This is a genomic window from Allorhizobium sp. NPDC080224, from assembly GCF_050281005.1.
Lineage (GTDB): Bacteria > Pseudomonadota > Alphaproteobacteria > Rhizobiales > Rhizobiaceae > Allorhizobium.
Map to the genome: position 1 here is coordinate 152,411 of NZ_JBNNWJ010000002.1, position 17,903 is coordinate 170,313.

Annotated in this window: 18 protein-coding genes, 1 tRNA gene and 2 riboswitches; of the genes, 5 read left to right on the forward strand and 14 right to left on the reverse strand. The window is 61.7% G+C overall.

The window, feature by feature from the left end:
- Positions 1-29 precede the first annotated feature (29 nt).
- The 4 genes from ACQKP1_RS19050 to ACQKP1_RS19065 all read right to left on the reverse strand — a co-directional run bounded on the left by ACQKP1_RS19050 (position 30) and on the right by ACQKP1_RS19065 (position 2,541).
- Positions 30-227, reverse strand: coding sequence for a Trm112 family protein (locus ACQKP1_RS19050; protein ID WP_427276582.1), 198 nt, complete (start codon positions 225-227; stop codon positions 30-32).
- A 3-nt stretch (positions 228-230) separates the two neighbouring features.
- Positions 231-908: an LON peptidase substrate-binding domain-containing protein gene (locus ACQKP1_RS19055; RefSeq protein ID WP_006724300.1), complete on the reverse strand. Its 678-nt coding sequence runs from the start codon at positions 906-908 to the stop codon at positions 231-233.
- An 86-nt stretch (positions 909-994) separates the two neighbouring features.
- A complete protein-coding gene (gene trxA, locus ACQKP1_RS19060) occupies positions 995-1,969 on the reverse strand; it encodes a thioredoxin (RefSeq protein WP_427276583.1) in 975 nt (324 codons plus the stop codon).
- Between the two features lie 68 nt (positions 1,970-2,037).
- Complete coding sequence (locus ACQKP1_RS19065) at positions 2,038-2,541, reverse strand: prolyl-tRNA synthetase associated domain-containing protein (protein ID WP_427276584.1); 504 nt, start codon at positions 2,539-2,541, stop codon at positions 2,038-2,040.
- Between the two features lie 275 nt (positions 2,542-2,816).
- On the opposite strand from ACQKP1_RS19065, the gene ACQKP1_RS19070 reads away from it, so the two are divergent.
- Positions 2,817-2,891: transfer RNA gene (locus tag ACQKP1_RS19070), tRNA-Gly, on the forward strand.
- A 108-nt stretch (positions 2,892-2,999) separates the two neighbouring features.
- Here ACQKP1_RS19070 and ACQKP1_RS19075 read toward each other — a convergent pair.
- The 5 genes from ACQKP1_RS19075 to ACQKP1_RS19095 form a co-directional block, all read right to left on the reverse strand.
- Complete coding sequence (locus ACQKP1_RS19075; RefSeq protein ID WP_427276585.1) at positions 3,000-4,010, reverse strand: aldose epimerase family protein; 1,011 nt, start codon at positions 4,008-4,010, stop codon at positions 3,000-3,002.
- Between the two features lie 42 nt (positions 4,011-4,052).
- Positions 4,053-5,237: a vWA domain-containing protein gene (locus tag ACQKP1_RS19080; protein WP_427276586.1), complete on the reverse strand. Its 1,185-nt coding sequence runs from the start codon at positions 5,235-5,237 to the stop codon at positions 4,053-4,055.
- A gap of 101 nt (positions 5,238-5,338) precedes the next feature.
- Positions 5,339-6,268 (reverse strand): homoserine O-acetyltransferase MetA, encoded by a 930-nt coding sequence (gene metA / locus ACQKP1_RS19085; RefSeq protein WP_427276587.1) that lies wholly within the window; start codon positions 6,266-6,268, stop codon positions 5,339-5,341.
- A gap of 91 nt (positions 6,269-6,359) precedes the next feature.
- A riboswitch (SAM riboswitch) is annotated at positions 6,360-6,437 on the reverse strand.
- Between the two features lie 352 nt (positions 6,438-6,789).
- The gene (locus ACQKP1_RS19090) at positions 6,790-6,996 is read right to left on the reverse strand and encodes a DUF1737 domain-containing protein (protein WP_069042784.1); all 207 of its coding nucleotides are present in this window, start codon (positions 6,994-6,996) and stop codon (positions 6,790-6,792) included.
- Positions 6,993-7,913 carry an HpcH/HpaI aldolase/citrate lyase family protein gene (locus ACQKP1_RS19095; RefSeq protein WP_427276588.1) on the reverse strand — a complete coding sequence of 307 codons (921 nt, stop codon included), beginning with the start codon at positions 7,911-7,913 and terminating at the stop codon, positions 6,993-6,995. Before ACQKP1_RS19095 ends, ACQKP1_RS19090 begins: the two co-directional genes overlap by 4 nt.
- Positions 7,914-8,023: 110 nt before the next feature.
- Between ACQKP1_RS19095 and ACQKP1_RS19100 the strand changes: the two genes are divergently transcribed.
- On the forward strand, positions 8,024-8,254 hold the full coding sequence (locus tag ACQKP1_RS19100) for a hypothetical protein (protein WP_203018646.1): 231 nt from the start codon (positions 8,024-8,026) through the stop codon (positions 8,252-8,254).
- Positions 8,255-8,418: 164 nt separating this feature from the next.
- Positions 8,419-9,024, forward strand: coding sequence for a 3-isopropylmalate dehydratase small subunit (gene leuD, locus ACQKP1_RS19105; protein WP_203018645.1), 606 nt, complete (start codon positions 8,419-8,421; stop codon positions 9,022-9,024).
- A 57-nt stretch (positions 9,025-9,081) separates the two neighbouring features.
- Here the strand turns inward: leuD and ACQKP1_RS19110 are convergent, their stop codons facing one another.
- Entirely contained in the window at positions 9,082-10,014 is a 933-nt protein-coding gene (locus ACQKP1_RS19110; protein ID WP_427276589.1) for a pyridoxal-phosphate dependent enzyme, read from the reverse strand.
- Positions 10,015-10,190: 176 nt separating this feature from the next.
- On the opposite strand from ACQKP1_RS19110, the gene leuB reads away from it, so the two are divergent.
- Both leuB and ACQKP1_RS19120 read left to right on the forward strand, forming a co-directional pair.
- Positions 10,191-11,303 (forward strand): 3-isopropylmalate dehydrogenase, encoded by a 1,113-nt coding sequence (leuB, locus tag ACQKP1_RS19115; RefSeq protein WP_427276590.1) that lies wholly within the window; start codon positions 10,191-10,193, stop codon positions 11,301-11,303.
- 320 nt (positions 11,304-11,623) lie between these two features.
- The gene (locus ACQKP1_RS19120) at positions 11,624-12,496 is read left to right on the forward strand and encodes an RNA polymerase factor sigma-32 (RefSeq protein WP_427276591.1); all 873 of its coding nucleotides are present in this window, start codon (positions 11,624-11,626) and stop codon (positions 12,494-12,496) included.
- Between the two features lie 67 nt (positions 12,497-12,563).
- Here ACQKP1_RS19120 and ACQKP1_RS19125 read toward each other — a convergent pair whose 3' ends face one another.
- From ACQKP1_RS19125 to thiB, 4 genes are all read right to left on the reverse strand, one after another.
- Positions 12,564-14,090, reverse strand: a complete 1,527-nt coding sequence (locus tag ACQKP1_RS19125; RefSeq protein ID WP_427276592.1) for a M48 family metalloprotease — start codon at positions 14,088-14,090, stop codon at positions 12,564-12,566.
- Between the two features lie 223 nt (positions 14,091-14,313).
- Positions 14,314-15,057, reverse strand: coding sequence for an ATP-binding cassette domain-containing protein (locus ACQKP1_RS19130; protein ID WP_427276593.1), 744 nt, complete (start codon positions 15,055-15,057; stop codon positions 14,314-14,316).
- Positions 15,047-16,702, reverse strand: a complete 1,656-nt coding sequence (gene thiP / locus ACQKP1_RS19135) for a thiamine/thiamine pyrophosphate ABC transporter permease (RefSeq protein ID WP_427276594.1) — start codon at positions 16,700-16,702, stop codon at positions 15,047-15,049. Before thiP ends, ACQKP1_RS19130 begins: the two co-directional genes overlap by 11 nt.
- Before the next feature lie 6 nt (positions 16,703-16,708).
- Entirely contained in the window at positions 16,709-17,707 is a 999-nt protein-coding gene (gene thiB, locus ACQKP1_RS19140; RefSeq protein ID WP_427276802.1) for a thiamine ABC transporter substrate binding subunit, read from the reverse strand.
- 66 nt (positions 17,708-17,773) lie between these two features.
- Positions 17,774-17,888, reverse strand: a riboswitch (TPP riboswitch).
- Between the last annotated feature and the right edge of the window lie 15 nt (positions 17,889-17,903).

Genomic DNA, 17,903 nt, shown 5'->3' on the forward strand with positions numbered 1-17,903 from the left:
TTGAAGGAACTGGCAGAGGCCAGGCCTGTTCAGGCGGGCATTTCCAGCTTGCGGGCTTCCGAAACCAGCATGATCGGTATCCCATCGCGGATGGGATAGGCGAGACGCGCCTTCTCGGAAACGAGTTCGTTCTTCTCCCGATCCCATTTCAGGGTGCCCTGCGTCAGAGGACAGACCAGAAGTTCGAGCATCTTCGGATCGATGAGGCTGGTGGGATTATCGGCCATGGCTCACTGGAGAATGGTGTCGGCATCACCGAAGGTCCGGGCGAGGACAATTTCGGTGATGGCGATCAGGGTCTCGGCGCGGGTCTTCAGGTCGGGCGCCTCCAGAAGCGCCTGTTTTTCAGGCGGGCCGAAGGGCGACATCATCGACAGGGAGTTTACCAGCGTCAGGTTCGATGCGCGCTCGACGCTTTCCCAATCAGCTTCAAGCTTGTTTGCCTCCAGATAGGCCTTGAAGGCCGCCAGGAGGCCGGCACGGTTGACCTGTCCCTCGTCTTCCGCCGAGCTCAGATCGGCGATGAAGGGTGCGATCTGGAAGCTGCGGAAGGGCTTGCTGGTCGTCACCTCGTCCATCAGCCGGAAACGGCATACCCCTGCCAGCGACACGATGTAACGGCCATCGCCGGTTTCGGTGAAGGACGTAATCCTGCCAAGGCAGCCGACCGGCGCCAGCTGCGGGCGCTCGGGCAGTATGTTGGCCTGGACCTCCGACATCGCCGGCTGAATCATGCCGATCAGTCTGTTGCCAGAGAGTGCCGCATCCAGCATAGCGAGGTAACGCGGTTCAAAGACGTTCAGCGGCAGCTGGCCGCCGGGCAGCAACAGCACCCCTGAGATAGGAAAGACCGGGACCGTCTCGGGAAGGTCACCAGCCGTCAGATATCGGGCATTTCCCACTTGCATCGAAGCACATCCTGTCCGGAAAATTCCGGCGTTCATTCCTGCTTCTATCTGGGTCGCGCCGGCCAAAACTCAAGGCCGGCCGCGGCTCACGAAAAGAGGATCGACGAGAGTTTGCGCCGCGCCATGATGGTAGCCGGGTCTTTCGGACCCCAGACTTCGAAGAATTGCAGCAGCTGTTTGCGTGCACCGTCGTCCTCGAAGGTGCGATCCCGCTTCATGATCAGCAGCAGATGTTCTGCGGCTTCCTCGCGCCGGCCTTCGACATTGCGGATCTTGGCGAGTTTCAAACGCGCCTCGTGATCGTCGGGGTTCAGCGACAGCGTGTGCTCCAGCGCCACGGGATCACCGAGCTTGCGTGCCTCGTCGATCTGATCCAGCCGCGTGAGAACGGCCTGGATTTCGGCGGCCTTTGCCAGATCTTCGGGCAGCTGGCTGACCAGTTCGCGGGCGCGCTGGTGCTGGTTCGCCCCGATCATGCAGTCGGCAAGCCCGGCAATCGCCTTTGTGTTGTCGGGGTCGGCCTGGAGGATCGCGGCAAAGAGCTGGGCTGCCCCATCGATGTCTCCAGCGGCAAGCAGGCCTGCGGCTTCTTCAAGCACGGCCGCAATCTCGGCTGCCTGATCGGCGCCGGCCGGACCTGCCACCTTGTCGATGAAGGCCTTCACCTGGCTCTCAGGCAGCGCGCCCATGAAGCCATCGGCCGGACGGCCGTTGACGAAGGCAACGACGGCCGGGATCGACTGGATGCCGAGCTGGCCGGCGACCGACGGATGGTCGTCGATGTTCATCTTGACGAGCTTCACGCGGCCACCGGCTTCGTTGACGGCCTTTTCGATGATGGGGGTCAACTGCTTGCACGGACCGCACCAGGGGGCCCAGAAATCGACGAGAACCGGCTGGTTGCGCGATTCGTCCATGACGTCGCGGGCGAAGTTCGCCGTCGTCGTATCCTTGATCAGGTCGCCTGCTGGGGGCGTGCCTTGAGGAGCGCCACCGAACTCCGCCTTGGCCGTCATGGTCTGGTTGCCGTAGCTGCCGTAAGGGTTGCCGTAATCGCTCATCTTCTCGCATCTCCCGCCTGTTTCGCAGCCTTTGGGGAGGCTGCCGTCCTTGCCGTTAAGATCGTATGTCAGCCTGAGACTTTCAAGACAAGCGGCGTGTGGCCGGTTGCCTCCATGAAGCGGATGAGGTCATCCCGGCCGATCGATGTCGTCGCGTCATTGGAGAGCGGATGGCCATTGATGATGTCATGCTCCATCAGATCCTTGTCGAGCACGAAGGTGACATTCTTCCCCGTATCGTTGATCGCACCGAAGGCCGTCACCGAGCCCGGAACGACGCCGAGATACTCCATCAGCTTTTCCGGCTTGCCGAACGAGACCTTGCTGGCCGCGCCGATGATCGTGTGCACCGTCTTCAGGTCCACCGATGCATTCTCCTCGACCGTCAGCAGGAAGAAGTTGTCCTTCTTGTCCTTGACGAACAGGTTCTTGGTGTGGCCGCCGGGAATCTCGTCGCGCAGCGAGACCGATTCCGCGACGGTGAAAACCGGCGGGTGGGTCTTCGTCTTGTGGGCGATCCCGAGTTCGTCGAGGAAACGGAAGAGGTCTTCGGCGGTTCTGGCTGTCGTCATGGCTGTTCTCACTCTGAATCGTCCGGGGCCTTGAGCTCCCACTATCGGATCTCCACCTCAGCAATAGGTCTAGGACCGACGTTTCGCAATCTTTCGTACGCCGCGAAAGCCCGGAAAAGCTGAGCTTTCTCAGGTCGTTGTGCCCTTTCTCGATTTTTTTCGCGCCGATCCGTCATTTCCCTGTTGCATTTGAAAAACGGTTGGGCCATATAGCGCCCGTCGCCGCAAGACGGACGGCCCACGATCCAGACACTACCCCAGGATCGAGGTTATGAGCGGGTGTAGCTCAGGGGTAGAGCACAACCTTGCCAAGGTTGGGGTCGAGCGTTCGAATCGCTTCACCCGCTCCATTTTTCCTCCAGGCATTGATTGACGTCGTGAGATTTGTGGCGCCTTTGCGCCGTGCTCGCTGCAACGCGTTACCGGCCGCAGGTTGCCCCGCAGCCGGTTTTCTTCATTCAGGCTTTCGAGAAGACGTAGTCCGTTTCCTGGCGCAGGACTTCGCCCGGCCGCAGTACCGCGTTCGGGAAGTTCGGATGGTTGATCGCATCCGGCCAGACCTGGGTTTCCATGCAGAAGCCGGCAAAGGCGCCGTAGCGGCGGCCTTCCAGGCCGGGAACGGCTGGAGCGACCTTGCCGCCGGCGTAGAACTGCACGCCGGGCTCCGTCGTCAGGATTTCCATCGTCACGCCGGAATTGACGCTGCGTGCAAAGGAGACACTGCGCTTGGCGACCCGGCTGCTCGAGAAGCAGAAGTTATGGTCATAGCCGAGCTGTGCGCCCTCGACTTCGAGTCGGATCGGCCGCATCTCGCGAAAGTCGAAGGCGGTGTTCTCGACCGGCCTGATTTCCCCCGTAGGGATCAGACGCTCATCGACCGGCGTATAATGATCGGCGGCGATCATCAGATCATGGCCGAGGATGTCGGGGCGGCCGTCGAGATTGAAATAGGCGTGGTGGCAGACATTGGCGATGGTCGGCTTGTCGGTCACGGTTTCATAGAGCGCCGAGAACACGCCGCCTGGCTTCAGCGCAAATGTAGCTCGGGTGCGTGTGGTCCCCGGATAGCCGGCACGACCGTCCGGATCGGTCACCTCCATCACGACGAAATCGCTGCCATGCTCGAGGATCGTCCAGTTCTGTCGGCCCATACCGTCTGAGCCGCCGTGCAGATGGGAGATCCCCTTCTCGTTCAGCTCCAGTTGGTAGTCGACGCCATCCAGGGTGAAGCGCCCGCCGCCAATACGGTTGGCACAGCGTCCGGGTGTCGCGCCGAAATAGGGGGAATGGTCGAGATAGCCGGCGAGATCCTCGAAGCCGAGCACCAGTGGTGCATCGTGCCCTTCTAGACGCAGATCCTGCAGGACTGCACCAAAGGTGATGATCGACGCCTTAAGGCCCCCACCCTTCAGCACCACCTTCTCGACCGCCTCGCCCGTGGGCATCACGCCGAATATCGTCTTCGTCATTCTGTCGTTTCCTCGCCTTGTTTCTTCAGAGTCTTTTGTCCGTCATCGCGCCAATTCGCGGGCGGCGGCTTCGAGCCCGCCCAGCGTCAGAGGATACATCCGGTCGCCGATCAGCCGGCGAATCAGGCCGACGGACATCGTATAGTCCCAGTTCGCCTGCGGAAGCGGATTGATCCAGAGATGCCGGCGGAAGTGATCGGTCAATCGCGTCATCCAGGCCGCCCCGCTTTCGGTGTTCCAGTGCTCGACCGACCCGCCCGGATGGGTGATCTCGTAGGGGCTCATCGCCGCGTCGCCGACGAAGATCAGCCGGTAGTCGGCGCCGAAGGTTCTGATGACGTCGGATGTCGGAATGGTATCGGCATGGCGGCGCTGATTGTCCTTCCAGACGCGCTCATAGGGGCAGTTGTGGAAGTAGAAATATTCCATATGGCGAAATTCTGAGCGTGCCGCCGAAAACAGCTCCTCGACCTCGCGCACATGGTCGTCCATCGAGCCGCCGATATCGAAGAACATCAGCAACTTCACGGCATTGCGTCGTTCGGGTTGGGTCTTCACGTCGAGATATCCGTGCTCTGCGGTCGAGCGAATGGTGCCGGAGAGATCCAGTTCTTCCGGAGCTCCCTCGCGCACAAAGCGGCGCAGCCGTCGAAGCGCGACCTTGATGTTGCGGGTGCCGAGTTCGACGCGGTCGTCGAGATTGCGGAACTCGCGCTGGTCCCAGACTTTTACCGCGCGGCGGTGCCGGCTTTCCTCCTGGCCGATGCGCACACCTTCCGGATTGTAGCCATGGGCGCCGAAGGGTGAGGTGCCGGCCGTGCCGATCCACTTGTTGCCGCCCTGGTGGCGTTCCTTCTGCTCGGCGAGGCGTTCTTTTAGCGTTTCCATCAGCTTGTCGAAGCCGCCGAGCGCTTCGATCAGCTTCTTGTCCTCGTCCGAGAGATGTTTTTCGGCGATCTTGCGCAGCCAGTCTTCGGGGATTGCCTGCCGATCAACACCGTCCGCAGCCTCCTCGCTCAGGATCCCGCCAAAGACCTCGGAAAACACACGGTCGAAGCGATCGATGAAACGCTCGTCCTTCACCAGGGTGGTGCGGGCGAGATAGTAGAAGCCCTCCGGGTCGAAATCGACCAGACCTGACTGCAGGCCCTCGAGCAAAGCCAGATATTCCCGCAGGGTCACGGGAACCTTCTCTTCTTTCAGACGCAGAAAAAACGGCAGAAACATCGGATGACAATGGCTCGGTTCATCGGCGGCGGCATCCTGTCATAGCGGACCCCGCCTGTCCTGGCAAAATCCGCTCCCGTCCCCCGTCCCCCGTGCCGCTGTCAGCCAGCCAGATCCTTGCCGATCTCGTTCAGATCGTATGGCGTCATCTGGTAGATCTCGTTGATCCAGTTGCCGAACAGGAGATGCGCATGGCCGCGCCAGCGGTTGAGCGGCGTCAGCGTGTCGTCATTATGCGGGAAATAATTGTGCGGCAGCTTGATCGGGATCCCCGCCGACTTGTCACGGAAATACTCGTCGCCCAGCGAGGTCGAATCATATTCGACATGGTTGAACATGTAGAGCCGGTTTGCCCGCTTCTCCTGCACCAGGCAGACACCCATCTCGTCGGATTCGAGCAGGATCTCCAGTTCAGGCACCTTCTCAATGTCTTTCCGGCGGACTTCCGTCCAGCGGGAGACCGGAACCTGGAAATCATCGGAAAAGCCGTTCAGATAAACGGAGGAGGGCGCGAGATTGCGATGGCGATAGACCCCGAAGGCCTTCTCCTTCAGGGCATGCTTCGGCACCTTGTGGAAGTGATAGATCGCCGCCATGCCGCCCCAGCAGACATTCATCGTCGAATGCACGTTGGTCTCGGTCCAATCAAGGATCTCTTCCAGTTCCGGCCAGTAGGTCACCTCCTCGAAGGGTAGAGTCTCGACCGGTGCGCCGGTGATGATGAAGCCGTCGAACTTGCGATCCTTCACCTCGTCCCAGGTCTGGTAGAAGGAAAGAAGATGCTCTTCCGGCGTGTTCTTGGCCTTGTGGCCACCGACTCGCACCAGCGTCAGTTCCACCTGGAGCGGCGAGGCGCCGATCAGGCGGGCGAACTGCACCTCGGTCTTGATCTTGTTCGGCATGAGGTTGAGCAGGCCGATCTGCAGCGGGCGAATGTCCTGGCGGATGGCCACGGTTTCGGTCATCACCCGCACGCCCTCATGCACGAGGGTCTCAAAGGCGGGCAGCGTATCGGGGATCCTAATCGGCATCTTACTCTCGACTTTCCTTGTCACGGCGGTTTCAGACCGCGGAAACAAAAATACCGGCAGCTTTCATATCGCCACCGGTCCTCGGAAAGTCTTCAAACTCGCCTCGGCCCTTTAGCGACTTATTTTACGTGGCTGCAAGCCGGCCGGCCAAATCACCACGGAACACGTGGCCTTTTTACCCCTGTCGGGGTTGCGAATCAATGGGCAAGGCAATCGCTGCCTTTGCCCACCTCACCCGCAAGGGTGAGTGCTTCTGGCGCCTCGTCGGATCCTCGGGTTTAACCCGAGGGCAAGCATCACCCGAACGGGAGGGAGCGATCCCGACCGGCGGCGAGGCTTGGGGTTTTTGACATCGACATATCCCCTCACCCTGAGGTGCCCGACATCGTCGGGCCTCGAAGGGCCAGGCCACAGTTACTGAAGAATAAGAGGGGTGCTTCGAGGCCCGCGATTCTCGCGGGCACCTCAGCATGAGGGCATCGAGACGCAAGCTTAGAGCCCCTCTCCCATGATGCAGCGCCTTACTGCTCGCCGAGCTTCATCGACGGATCGTATTCCTTTCCATGCACAGTCTTCACCACGGCCTGGCCGCAATACAGCTTGTTCTCGGCGGCGTTGAAGGTGTGGCTCGGTGAGCCGTGCAGTTCCCAGCCCTTGTTGAGCGCGTCGGTGACGCGGTGGCAGAAGCTGGAATCATCCGGTCCGGTAAGAAAACGATAGACTTTCATGGCTTGTCCTTTCTGGCGGTGATCAAGGCGACCTTGGCGAGAAGGCGGGCGGCCTCCTCGGCATGCAGTCGTTCGATCATTCGCCCATCGATGTTGATAACGTTGAGGCCCGCATGGGCCGGGTCGGAGAAGGCGTCGGCGACGAGACGCGCCTCGGCAATCGCGGCATCCGAGGGGCCGAAATGGCGATTGGCGGGTTCGATCTGCGCCGGATGGATCAGCATCTTGCCGTCGAAGCCCATGGCCCTGCCCTGTGCGCATTCGTCCGAGAAGGCTTCCATGTCGCGAAAGTCGTTCGACACGCTGTCGATGACGTCGAGCCCATAGGCGCGGGCGGCGAGTATGACCTGCATCAGATAGGGCACCAGATAGGTGCGTCCGGGGGCTGCCGGAATGCCGGTCGCCTTGCGCAGGTCGTTCAGCCCGACGACGAAGGCGTCGAGCCGGCTGTCGCTTGTACGCCCTGACGAGGCAATCGCTGCCGCGTTGAGCACACCGCGCGGCGTTTCGATCATGGCCCAGATCCTGAGACCTTCCGCCGCATCCTGTTCGCCGAGCAGGTCGGCCACGTCCTGCACCGTGACCGGTTCCTCAACCTTGGGAAGCAGCACGACGTCGGGCAGGCACTGCAAGACGAGGCGCATGTCCTCGCGGAAATGCGGAGTGTCGGAGGCATTGATTCTGATGATGCGTTCCCGATGGCCAAGATCGGTATTTTGCAGTAATTCCAGAAGCTTGTGCCGGGCGTCGGCCTTCCGGTCCTCGGCGACGGAATCCTCGAGATCGAAGATGACGGCATCGCAATCGAGGCCCGTCACCTTGTCCAGGGCGCGGTCGTTGATCGCGGGCACCGTGAGGACGGATCGGCGAAGGCGGGACGGGTGGTGGAACCGAAAGGAGGAGGCCTCTGATGTCATGGCCGAGTTCTGGCAAGCTTTGGCCGGCCACGCAAGATGACAATTGGGTGAAAGGCCCTTGCAAAGCCTTGGGATAAGGACCACTTTGGAAAGTGCGAAAGGACACGAACATGCAGAACATCCGCTCCGCCGCCTATGCCCTCGTTGGCCTCGCCTTTGTCGGCCTCGCCGCCGCCTTCGCGGTGTCGCTCACTCTGGTGATCGGCGCACTCCTGACCGTGACCCTCGGCGCCCGCATGCTGATGGGCAAGACGAAGCGTGCACCGGTTTATGTGAAGGCCAAGCGTCGCGATGATGTCCGCGTCTGGAACGACGGCAAGGGCACGATCATCGATCTTTGATCTGGCCGCAGGCCGATCCATCGTCTCACCCGTCCATCGGGTGAGATCTCCTTTGCGTGCGGAAGACGGCGACAGAGCCTCTTCAAGATTCTCCTTCAAATTTCTGCGGTTTTGCTCTATGGGCGGGGCATCACACGCGCATTAGCCAGATCGAAGGCAGACTGATGGACAAGTTCGTAAAGCTCACCGGTGTCGCGGCACCGCTTCCGGTCGTCAATGTCGACACGGACATGATCATCCCCAAGGATTACCTGAAGACGATCAAGCGCACCGGTCTTGGCACCGGCTTGTTCGCCGAGGCTCGCTACAAGGAAGACGGTTCGGAGAACGCGGATTTCGTTCTTAACAAGCCGGCCTATCGCAATGCGCAGATCCTCGTTGCCGGCGACAATTTCGGGTGCGGTTCCTCGCGCGAGCATGCCCCGTGGGCGCTTCTCGACTTCGGCATCCGCTGCGTGATCTCCACGTCGTTTGCCGACATCTTCTACAACAACTGTTTCAAGAACGGCATTCTGCCGATCGTCGTCAGCCAGGAAGACCTGGACAAGCTGATGGACGATGCGTCGCGCGGTTCGAACGCCGTGCTGACCGTCGATCTGGAAGCTCAGGAAATCACCGGTCCTGACGGAGGCAAGATCTCCTTCGAAATCGATGCCTTCAAGCGCCATTGCCTGCTGAACGGCCTCGACGATATCGGCCTGACACTCGAGAAGGCGACGAGTATCTCGACCTTCGAGCAGTCCAACGCCGCCCAGCGTCCCTGGGCCTGAGCCGGTCTCAAGTGCTGAATTGATGAAGCCGGGCTCGCGCCCGGCTTTTTCTTTGGCTCAGAGGAAACGGGCCCGCCACGCTTCAAGCGCTGCGAGCGACACGCCGATCCCGCCGCAGACCTCGATGAGTGGCGCCTTGAAGCGCGACAGCAGATCGGAATGGACGTCCGCCACGGCAAGGGCTGCACCGCAGGCGGGCTCGACGAGGATGCGCTGGGCATCGGCGAATTTCAGGCAGGCTGCAACGGCCTCGGCGTCGGTCACCGTGACGCTTTCGATCGGATGCGTTTCGAGAAGATCGAAGACATGTTGTGCGACCTGGCGCGCGCCAAGCGAATTGGCGATCGAGGTGATCGCCGGAAGCGTCACCCGTTCTCCTGCCAGGGCGGCAGCGTGGAACGAGGCGGCGCCTTCCGTTTCGACCGCGATGACGGGCACATCGCTAAGCCCGTTTCGGCGCAATCCTTCAACGATGCCGGCGAGCAGGCCGCCGCCGCCGACGCTCGTCACCACGCAATCGAACTCGGCACCTGATTTGACCACCTCGTCGATCAGGGTCGCGTGGCCTTCCCAGAGTAGCGGATGATCATAGGGATGGACGTAAGCGGCCTTGCGTTCCGCCGCGAGCGCCACCGCATGGGCATTGGCCTCGTCGAAGACGGACCCGTGCACCAGAACATTTGCGCCCGTTGCGGCAATTCGCGTGCGAACCTCGGCGGACGTTGTTTCCGGGACGACGATGGTGACCGGCACGCCGAGCGCCTTGCCAGCAACGGCCGCCGCAATGCCGGCATTGCCGCCGGAGGCGCAGAAGATTTCCTTTGCCCCCTTGGCGACCTCGTGCTGGCAGAGCAGTCCCACCCCACGTAGCTTGAAGCTGCCAGAAGGCTGCAAGGCATCCAGCTTCAGCCAGAGAGGTAAGCCGCTCGCGCTGTAGTCGGCGGCCGTGCGCAGGAGTGGTGTTTCAATATGGAGGGGAGAAAGCGGCATGAGGCACTCGGGGATGCTGGAGGGATGCAGATCTTTTGGACCTCGGAAACAGCCGGGTCAACCGGGAAGCCCCTGCTTGGAATGGCCGGAACCGTACCGTTTCGGGCCTATCTCGCTTGAAATGACCCTGACCCGCGCGTAAGACACCGCAACTTCTTTTCGAGTGGAGGGTTTCCATGACAGCTCGCAATCTTCTCCTTTTGCCCGGTGACGGCATCGGCCCCGAGGCCATGGCCGAAGTTCGCAAGATCATCGGCTACATGAACGAGGCGCAGGGCGCTGGCTTCGTCACCGACGAAGGTCTCGTCGGCGGTTCCGCGTATGATGCCCATGGCGCGGCAATTTCCGAAGAAGACATGGCTAAGGCGCTTGCTGCCGACGCCGTTCTCTTCGGTGCCGTTGGCGGCCCGAAGTGGGACGACGTCCCTTACGAGGTTCGCCCGGAGGCCGGCCTGCTTCGTCTGCGCAAGGATCTCGAGCTCTTCGCCAATCTGCGCCCCGCCATCTGCTATCCGGCGCTCGCCAACGCTTCCTCGCTGAAGCCGGAACTGGTCGAGGGTCTCGATATCCTCATCGTCCGCGAGCTGACTGGTGGCGTCTATTTCGGCGAGCCGAAGACCATCACCGATCTCGGCAATGGCCAGAAGCGCGCCGTCGATACGCAGGTCTACGACACCTACGAGATCGAGCGCATTGCCGCCGTCGCCTTCGAACTTGCCCGTACCCGCAAGAACGCCGTCTGCTCGATGGAAAAGCGCAACGTCATGAAGTCGGGCGTCTTGTGGAATCAGGTGGTCACCGCGACCCACAAGGAGAAGTTCTCCGACGTCAAGCTCGACCACATGCTGGCCGATGCCGGCGGCATGCAGCTGGTGCGCGCCCCGAAGCAGTTCGACGTCATCGTCACCGACAACCTCTTCGGCGACATGCTCTCCGACGTTGCCGCCATGCTGACCGGTTCGCTCGGCATGCTGCCGTCGGCCTCGCTCGGCGCCCCGGATGCGAAGAGCGGCAAGCGCAAGGCGCTTTACGAGCCGGTGCACGGTTCGGCACCCGACATCGCCGGCAAGGGGATTGCCAACCCGATCGCGATGATCGCCTCCTTCGCCATGTGCCTGCGCTATTCGTTCAACATGCTCACGGAAGCCGACCGTCTCGAAAAGGCGATTGCCAACGTGCTCGACAAGGGTATCCGCACCGGCGACATCATGGCTGACGGTTGCCGCCAGGTCGGCACGGTCGAAATGGGCGATGCGATCCTCGAAGAGTTCAAGGCTCTTTCGGCCTGATCCAACCATCTGAGGTCTGATTTGACGGCGCGGGGCAACCCGCGCCGTTTTGCGTTTCGGCGTCGTCGCGACCAGCTTTGGCCTCACCCTTTCTCTCACTTCACCGTGATCACCCCTGTTCGACAGAAGGTCGCACCCCACGCGGCAATCCGATGGGTCATGCGTGGCGTAATGGTGGTCAGACAAGCAGATGAGAGTGATGCAACCACCGCCCTGTTCGACATTGTTGGAACCTGACCGAGACTAAACCGTTCAGCAAACAATGCCGGCAAATAGGCCTGCGAGAGGCCAGCGGTCCCAAGAGACCATGGAGATGTTCGATGAAAGCCACATCCGCTGACAGACACATCATAAAGTATGCCATGTCACAGCCCTATTTGGAGCGCGAGGAAGAGCTCGACCTTGCGATCCGCTGGAAGGAAAATGACGATCAGGGTGCGCGAAACCGCATCGCCCAGGCGCATATGCGTCTGGTCATTGCCATGGCTTCCAAGTTCCGTGGTTTCGGTCTGCCGCTCAACGATCTCATCCAGGAAGGCTATATCGGCCTTCTTGAAGCGGCTGCACGTTTCGATCCCGGTCGCGAAGTGCGCTTTTCCACCTATGCCGGCTGGTGGATCCGTGCCTCGATGCAAGATTACATCCTGCGCAACTGGTCGATCGTCCGCGGTGGCACCAGCTCCAGCCAGAAGGCGCTGTTCTTCAACCTGCGTCGCCTGCGCGCCAAGCTCGCTCAGGGCGACAATCGCCTGTCCGATCAGGCGATCCATCAGGAAATTGCCTCGGCGCTCGGCGTCAGCCTCGCCGACGTTCAGTCGATGGATGCACGCCTCTCCGGCAACGACGCCTCGCTGCAGACCCCTGTGGCTGGTCGCAATGGCGAGGGTACCGAACAGCTCGAGATGCTGGAGAGCAACGAGGCGCTGCCCGATGAGCAGGTGACATCCATCATCGATGGCGAGCGCTGGAATGGATGGCTCAAGGATGCGATGAACCGCCTCAACGAGCGCGAAAGCCGGATCATCAAGGCGCGGCGTCTCACGGAAGATGGCGCAACGCTGGAAGAACTCGGCGCCGAGCTCGGGATTTCGAAGGAGCGTGTTCGCCAGATCGAGACCCGAGCGCTGGAAAAGCTGAAGCTGGCCCTGACCGACAAGGCTCCGGCCGCCTCGCGCTATGAAATGGCTTATTGAGAGATCCTGAACACCCTCGGAAAGCCGGCCTCGTGCCGGCTTTTTTGTTGGCTTGAGTTCAGGGGCCTTATTCGGAAATGATCTTGACGCGCATGCCCGGCGTGACCGTGGAGGTCGGGCCGAGTGCGTTGATCAGCCGGAAGAGTTCAAGCTTGCGATCGGTGCCCATCATACGTGCCGACAAGGTTCCGACTGAATCGTTGGAACCGACCGTCACCACACGGACGCGAAGCGGCTTCAGCGAGGCTGCTTCCTGCGGCGTGATCCGGCGGAAGGAGGCGCGCAGCTGAGCCGCTGTGGTTTCCAGAGCCGGACTGCCCTTGGGCACGGCCGTCAGGAAGCGGAAGATCTGCGGCCCGATCCTGATGACGGTGATATCGAAATCCCAGCGATCGGCGGAGGCGCGGGCTGTTGCCGCTTCCAGGCCGTTGACGCTGATGGTCCGGATTGTATCCGGCAGAAGACCGGTGACCCAGCCGCTCGAGATATAGTTCGGCAGGCTGATCTTTTGACTGTCGGCCACGCCGTCGAAACGGATGGCCACATCGCCAGGTCCGGTGGCGAGGACGGCCTCGACCTTGTTGTCGATCTGGAACCCCTGGGGCACGTCGAAGCGGATCCCGAGTTGCCCATGCAGGAAGGTCTGGCCACGGACGAAGCCCTCCTGGGGGCTGTCGCCATAGAGCAGGCCGTCAATGCCGTTCAGATAATACTCGCGGCCTGTTTCGCCATGGCTGCCCTCCGGGCCGAAGGCACGTGCATGGCGCTTGGCAAGTTCCACACGCTGTGGCGCGTTCGGATGGCTCGAGAGGAAGTCCAGGCTCTGGTCGGCATCGGGATCGACCGAGCTGAACTGGCTGTAGCGGGCCATGGAATCGAGGAAGCGGGCGGCTGCATAGGGATCATAACCTGCTTCACCCAGCGTGCGCACGCCGATGACATCGGCCTGCAGCTCCTGCTGGCGCGAGAAGGCGGCGAGGCGCAGCTTGCCGCGCGCCAGCGCCTGCTTGCCGGCGAGGTCGCTGGAGAGCACTTCAGCAACGACGCGGCTCGCAATCACTTCCGCCTCTTCGCGTCGCTGGCGCTCGATGCCGTGATTAGCCGTGACGTGCGCCATTTCGTGGCTGAGTACGGCTGCCACTTCTGACGCGTCGTTGGCGAGCGCCAGGAGACCGCGTGTCACGTAGAGATAGCCGCCCGGCAAGGCGAAGGCGTTGATCGCCGGCGAGTTCAGGATGGTGATGCGATAGGACTGATTCGGGTTTTCCGAGACCGCCGTCAGCGCGCCGGCGATGCGCGCCACCAGGCGTTCGGTCTTGGCGTCCGAATATTCGCCGCCATAGGATGCGACGATGCGGGGGTGCTCGCGGGCACCCATCTGAGCGCGCGGATCGCCTTTCTGAACTTCATCGACGATCTGCGGATTGCTGGAAGGCGAAACGGACGGCTCGTAGGCCTGCTCGAACAGAGATTGGCAGGAGGATAGGACGAGGCCCGCCGAGACGAGCACGGCAACACTCGACGCAAACCTGAAAGGCCGGCGCCGCAGATCTGTTTCTGCAGCTATCGTGCTGTTCCGGCTCAAAAACTGCATCCTGCCCCTTCACCCTGTTCCCGAACGATCGCCAAGCTGGCGACATCCGGGTGCAGCATCCAATTGCCTTCAGCCGATATCCGCATTCTGCTGATCCGGCAGCATTTCACATAGTGCGAAAACACCGCTCGCTCCAGAAGATAGTCACGCCGAAGCAAATGACCAATGCTCTTGCTGAAGGAACAACCATTACAAACGCGCATGGCAGGCGCGGGCGACCAAATTAAGGCGATTCGGGTGCAATCGGTGCCACGCTGAGGAAGTCGCGTACGGCTGTGACATCGGTTCTCGTGAGAAAATCACTCTTCGATGCATTCACCAGCACATGACCGTTTTCGAGGAAGACGACATGGTCCGCCAAACGCATGATGTCGCGAGGATCGTGGGTGACGAGCAGGATGGTGGCCGCCGTTTCGGCATGAAGTTCTACAAGCAGGTCAACCATCGCGCTCCGCAAACCCGGATCGAGTGCGGCGAAGGGCTCGTCGAGGAGCAGGATCGGGCGGCTGCGGACTAAGGCGCGAGCGAAGGCTGCCCGCTGCCGCTCTCCGCCCGAGAGCGAACCCGGCAGCCGCCGCTCGTAGCCTGCAAGGCCGACGCGCACCAGAGCGGCGGAGATCGCCTTGCGGTCGGCCGGCGCCAGGCGCAGGCCCGGATGAACTCCAAGGCCGATATTGGTGAAAAGATCGAGATGGGCAAAGAGGTTGTTGTCCTGGAAAACCAGCGAGACCGGCCGCTCCGCCGGCGCCAGATCCGTCACATCTTGTCCCGCGATTTCGATCCGACCCGTGTCGGGTTGCTCGAAGCCGGAGACGAGGTTGAGCAGGGTGGACTTGCCCGATCCGGACGGGCCGACAATCGCGGTGATCTTGCGGGCATTGAAGCCGAAGTCGAAATGAAAGTCGCGCTGGCCGAGTGTCAGTCGCACCGCATCGAGGTGGATCGCCGTCGAAGTCTCATCGCGCATCGGGGGCCTCCCGCTTACTTGCCTGACGGGTTCCCGGCGCCCCGAGGAGCGCGAGGAGGAGGCAGACCATTCCGAGCAGCAGGGCAAGTCCATCGGCATCCGTGCTGCGGTAGCTTCCCATGGACGCATAGATGAGGGCGGGTAGAGTCATGATGTTTTCCGAGCCGAACAGGGCGACCGCTCCGAGATCTCCGAGGGAGAGTGCCATGGAAAAGGCGAGCGCGGTGAGAAATGGGCGCTTCAGCTCCGGCCAGTCGACGCGGCGCAGACGCTGAGCGACGGAGAGACCCAGGCTTTCGGCAAGGCGCCCCGTGCGTGCGCGGTGCTCGCGATAGGCCGGCTCCAGCACGCGTACGGCAAAAGGCAGGGCCATCAGCGCGTTGATGCCAGCGACGATCAGGGGGGCAAAGCGTGCGACCTCACCGCTCGACCGGAGCGCCAGAAACCAGCCGGTGGCAAGTACGCTCGTCGGGATAAGTAGAACCAGCGACGACAACGAGGCAAGTGCGATCGACATGAGGCGATTGCCGGCATTCCGGTTTCGCTGCGTGTCGATTTCGGTCCTTGCTGCGACCGCGCCAAAGGCAAGCAGTGTCGCCGTAGTGCCTGATACGAGTGCCACGAGTAGGCTGGTCAGGGCCGCCTGCTGGAAGGCCGCTTGCGATATCAGCCGAGCGAGGTCTGCCTGTAGCCCCGAGACGACGACCTGGCCAAGTGGCAGGACGAGGAAGAGGCCGGCCAGCGAAAGCAGCAGCGCGTCGACCAAGCGGACGATCGGGCGTCGGCCATCGAAACGGGGGAAGCGTCGCCCGCTGGTGACACCGGTGTCGGAGGCCGCCGGCAGCACGCTGAGGCCGATGAGGATCATGCCGGTGACCGTGATCTGCAGCAGTGCCAGCGATACGGCGCGCTCCGGATTGAAGTCGAAGCGGAGAGCCTGGTAGATGGCGACTTCGATCGTTGTTGCGGCAGGTCCGCCACCGAAAATCAGCACCAGCGTGAAGCTCGTCACGCAGAGCATGAAGATCAGCCCCGCGGCCCCCGGGATGACGCGCGCCAAAACGGGCCACTCGATGAAGCGGAAGGTGGCGATCGGTGACAGGCCGAGGCTCGCCGACATCCGCCAATATTCAGCCGGCACGCGCTCCAGGGCAGACAGCATCAGTCGCGTGGCAAGCGGCAGGTTGAAAAAGACATGGGCAATCAGAATTCCGGTCAGGCCGTAGACGGAGATGGGCTGCGAGAGACCGAGGCTGCTCAAGGCATCGTTGACGATGCCGCTACGCCCGAAAATACCGATCAGACCCAGAGCGCCGATCAGAACGGGCAGACCCATGGGAACAGCCATCAGGCGGATCAGCCAGATACGTCCGGGAAAAGCCGGCTGTCGCGCGAGCGCGCTGACCACGGGCAGGGCAAAACCAACGGAAAGAAGCGTCGAGAGGAAGGCCTGCCAGAGGGTGAATGACAGCACCGAACGCACGACGGGATCACCGAAGGCCTGCAATATGCCGCCTGTCATTCTTCCGGCGAGCAGTGCGGACAGGGCGATGCCGACAAAGCTCGCCACCACCAGCAAAACCAAAAGGCCGCCCGCGAGTGCGGGCAGCCTCTGACGTCTCGACTGGTGAAGCGGTCGGAGCATCCGGTCTTACTTCAGCGTCATGGCCTTCAGCCACTCGTCGATCCAGGCCTGGCGGTTGGCGGCGACTTCGGCCGGGTCCATCAAGAAGGTCGTCTTCGGCTGGACGAGCTTGCCGAAGGCCTCGGGTAAGGGCTCCGAGGTTGCGGCGACGGGCATCATCCAGTTGTTGGTCGGGATGGTGTCCTGGAAGCCGGGCTCAAGCATGAAGGCGAGGAATTGGCGGGCGAGCTCCTTTTCCGGCGCATTCTTCAGAAGGCCTGCGACCTCGATCTGGATGTAATGCCCTTCGGAGAATTCGGCTGCCTGATAGCGGTCGGTCTCTTCGGCGACCATGTGATAGGCAGGCGAGGTCGTGTAGGAGAGCACCATCGGTGCCTCGCCCTTGGTGAACAGGCCGTAAGCTTCCGACCAGCCGGGCGTGACGGTCAGGACACGGTCCTTGAGCTTGGCCCAGGCTTCCGGCGCCTTGTCACCATAGACCGATCTGACCCAGAGCAGGAGGCCGAGGCCCGGCGTCGAGGTGCGGGGATCTTGGATGACGATCTTCTGGGCCGGATCGCCCTCGACCAGTTCCTTGAGGCTCGTCGGCGGGGTCTTGATGACCTCGGTGTCATAGATCACGGCGAAATGGCCGTAGTCGTAAGGCAGGAAGACATCGTCGCTGAATTCGCCGGGTATCTGGACCTTGGCGCCATCAACGCCATGGGCTTCGAAGAGGCCGGTCTCTTTGGCTTCCTCGACAAGATTGGTATCGAGACCGAGCACGACGTCTGCCTTCGAGGTCTCGCCTTCCAGCTTCAGGCGTGTGAGCAACGCCACGCCATCGGCGACACCAACGAAATTGACGGTGCAGTCGCAGGTCTGTTCGAAGGCTTCCTTGACCTTGGGACCGGGACCCCATTCGGAAACAAAGCTCTCATAGGTGTAGACGGTCAGCGTCTTGTCGGCAGCGAGCGTCGGGGAGACGAAGCCGATCATGGCGGCTGCAACGCCGCCGATAAACATGGAAACAGTCGTGGGTCGCATGGCGCCCTCCTCCTTCATCATCATTGCTGTCGGGATAGGGCGTTTGCGATCGACGCGTCTAATCCCTCCGCCGGTGTTAACCGGATCAGGTTCCGCGGGTTGGCTGACGCCTCTCAGCATTTCGGTCCCGAAGGATCGAAAGGCACCCCGTTAGAGCACTGTGGAGATAGCGCGC

Bases quoted from the DNA above. Each gene is read 5' to 3' on its own strand.
- ACQKP1_RS19095 (WP_427276588.1), bottom strand. From the start codon at position 7,913: ATGACATCAGAGGCCTCCTCCTTTCGGTTCCACCACCCGTCCCGCCTT.
- trxA (WP_427276583.1), bottom strand. From the start codon at position 1,969: ATGAGCGATTACGGCAACCCTTACGGCAGCTACGGCAACCAGACCATG.
- leuD (WP_203018645.1), top strand. From the start codon at position 8,419: ATGGACAAGTTCGTAAAGCTCACCGGTGTCGCGGCACCGCTTCCGGTC.
- thiP (WP_427276594.1), bottom strand. From the start codon at position 16,702: ATGCTCCGACCGCTTCACCAGTCGAGACGTCAGAGGCTGCCCGCACTC.
- ACQKP1_RS19050 (WP_427276582.1), bottom strand. From the start codon at position 227: ATGGCCGATAATCCCACCAGCCTCATCGATCCGAAGATGCTCGAACTT.
- leuB (WP_427276590.1), top strand. From the start codon at position 10,191: ATGACAGCTCGCAATCTTCTCCTTTTGCCCGGTGACGGCATCGGCCCC.
- ACQKP1_RS19130 (WP_427276593.1), bottom strand. From the start codon at position 15,057: ATGCGCGATGAGACTTCGACGGCGATCCACCTCGATGCGGTGCGACTG.
- ACQKP1_RS19110 (WP_427276589.1), bottom strand. From the start codon at position 10,014: ATGCCGCTTTCTCCCCTCCATATTGAAACACCACTCCTGCGCACGGCC.
- metA (WP_427276587.1), bottom strand. From the start codon at position 6,268: ATGCCGATTAGGATCCCCGATACGCTGCCCGCCTTTGAGACCCTCGTG.
- ACQKP1_RS19100 (WP_203018646.1), top strand. From the start codon at position 8,024: ATGCAGAACATCCGCTCCGCCGCCTATGCCCTCGTTGGCCTCGCCTTT.
- ACQKP1_RS19055 (WP_006724300.1), bottom strand. From the start codon at position 908: ATGCAAGTGGGAAATGCCCGATATCTGACGGCTGGTGACCTTCCCGAG.
- ACQKP1_RS19120 (WP_427276591.1), top strand. From the start codon at position 11,624: ATGAAAGCCACATCCGCTGACAGACACATCATAAAGTATGCCATGTCA.
- ACQKP1_RS19090 (WP_069042784.1), bottom strand. From the start codon at position 6,996: ATGAAAGTCTATCGTTTTCTTACCGGACCGGATGATTCCAGCTTCTGC.
- ACQKP1_RS19075 (WP_427276585.1), bottom strand. From the start codon at position 4,010: ATGACGAAGACGATATTCGGCGTGATGCCCACGGGCGAGGCGGTCGAG.
- ACQKP1_RS19125 (WP_427276592.1), bottom strand. From the start codon at position 14,090: ATGCAGTTTTTGAGCCGGAACAGCACGATAGCTGCAGAAACAGATCTG.
- ACQKP1_RS19080 (WP_427276586.1), bottom strand. From the start codon at position 5,237: ATGTTTCTGCCGTTTTTTCTGCGTCTGAAAGAAGAGAAGGTTCCCGTG.
- thiB (WP_427276802.1), bottom strand. From the start codon at position 17,707: ATGTTTATCGGCGGCGTTGCAGCCGCCATGATCGGCTTCGTCTCCCCG.
- ACQKP1_RS19065 (WP_427276584.1), bottom strand. From the start codon at position 2,541: ATGACGACAGCCAGAACCGCCGAAGACCTCTTCCGTTTCCTCGACGAA.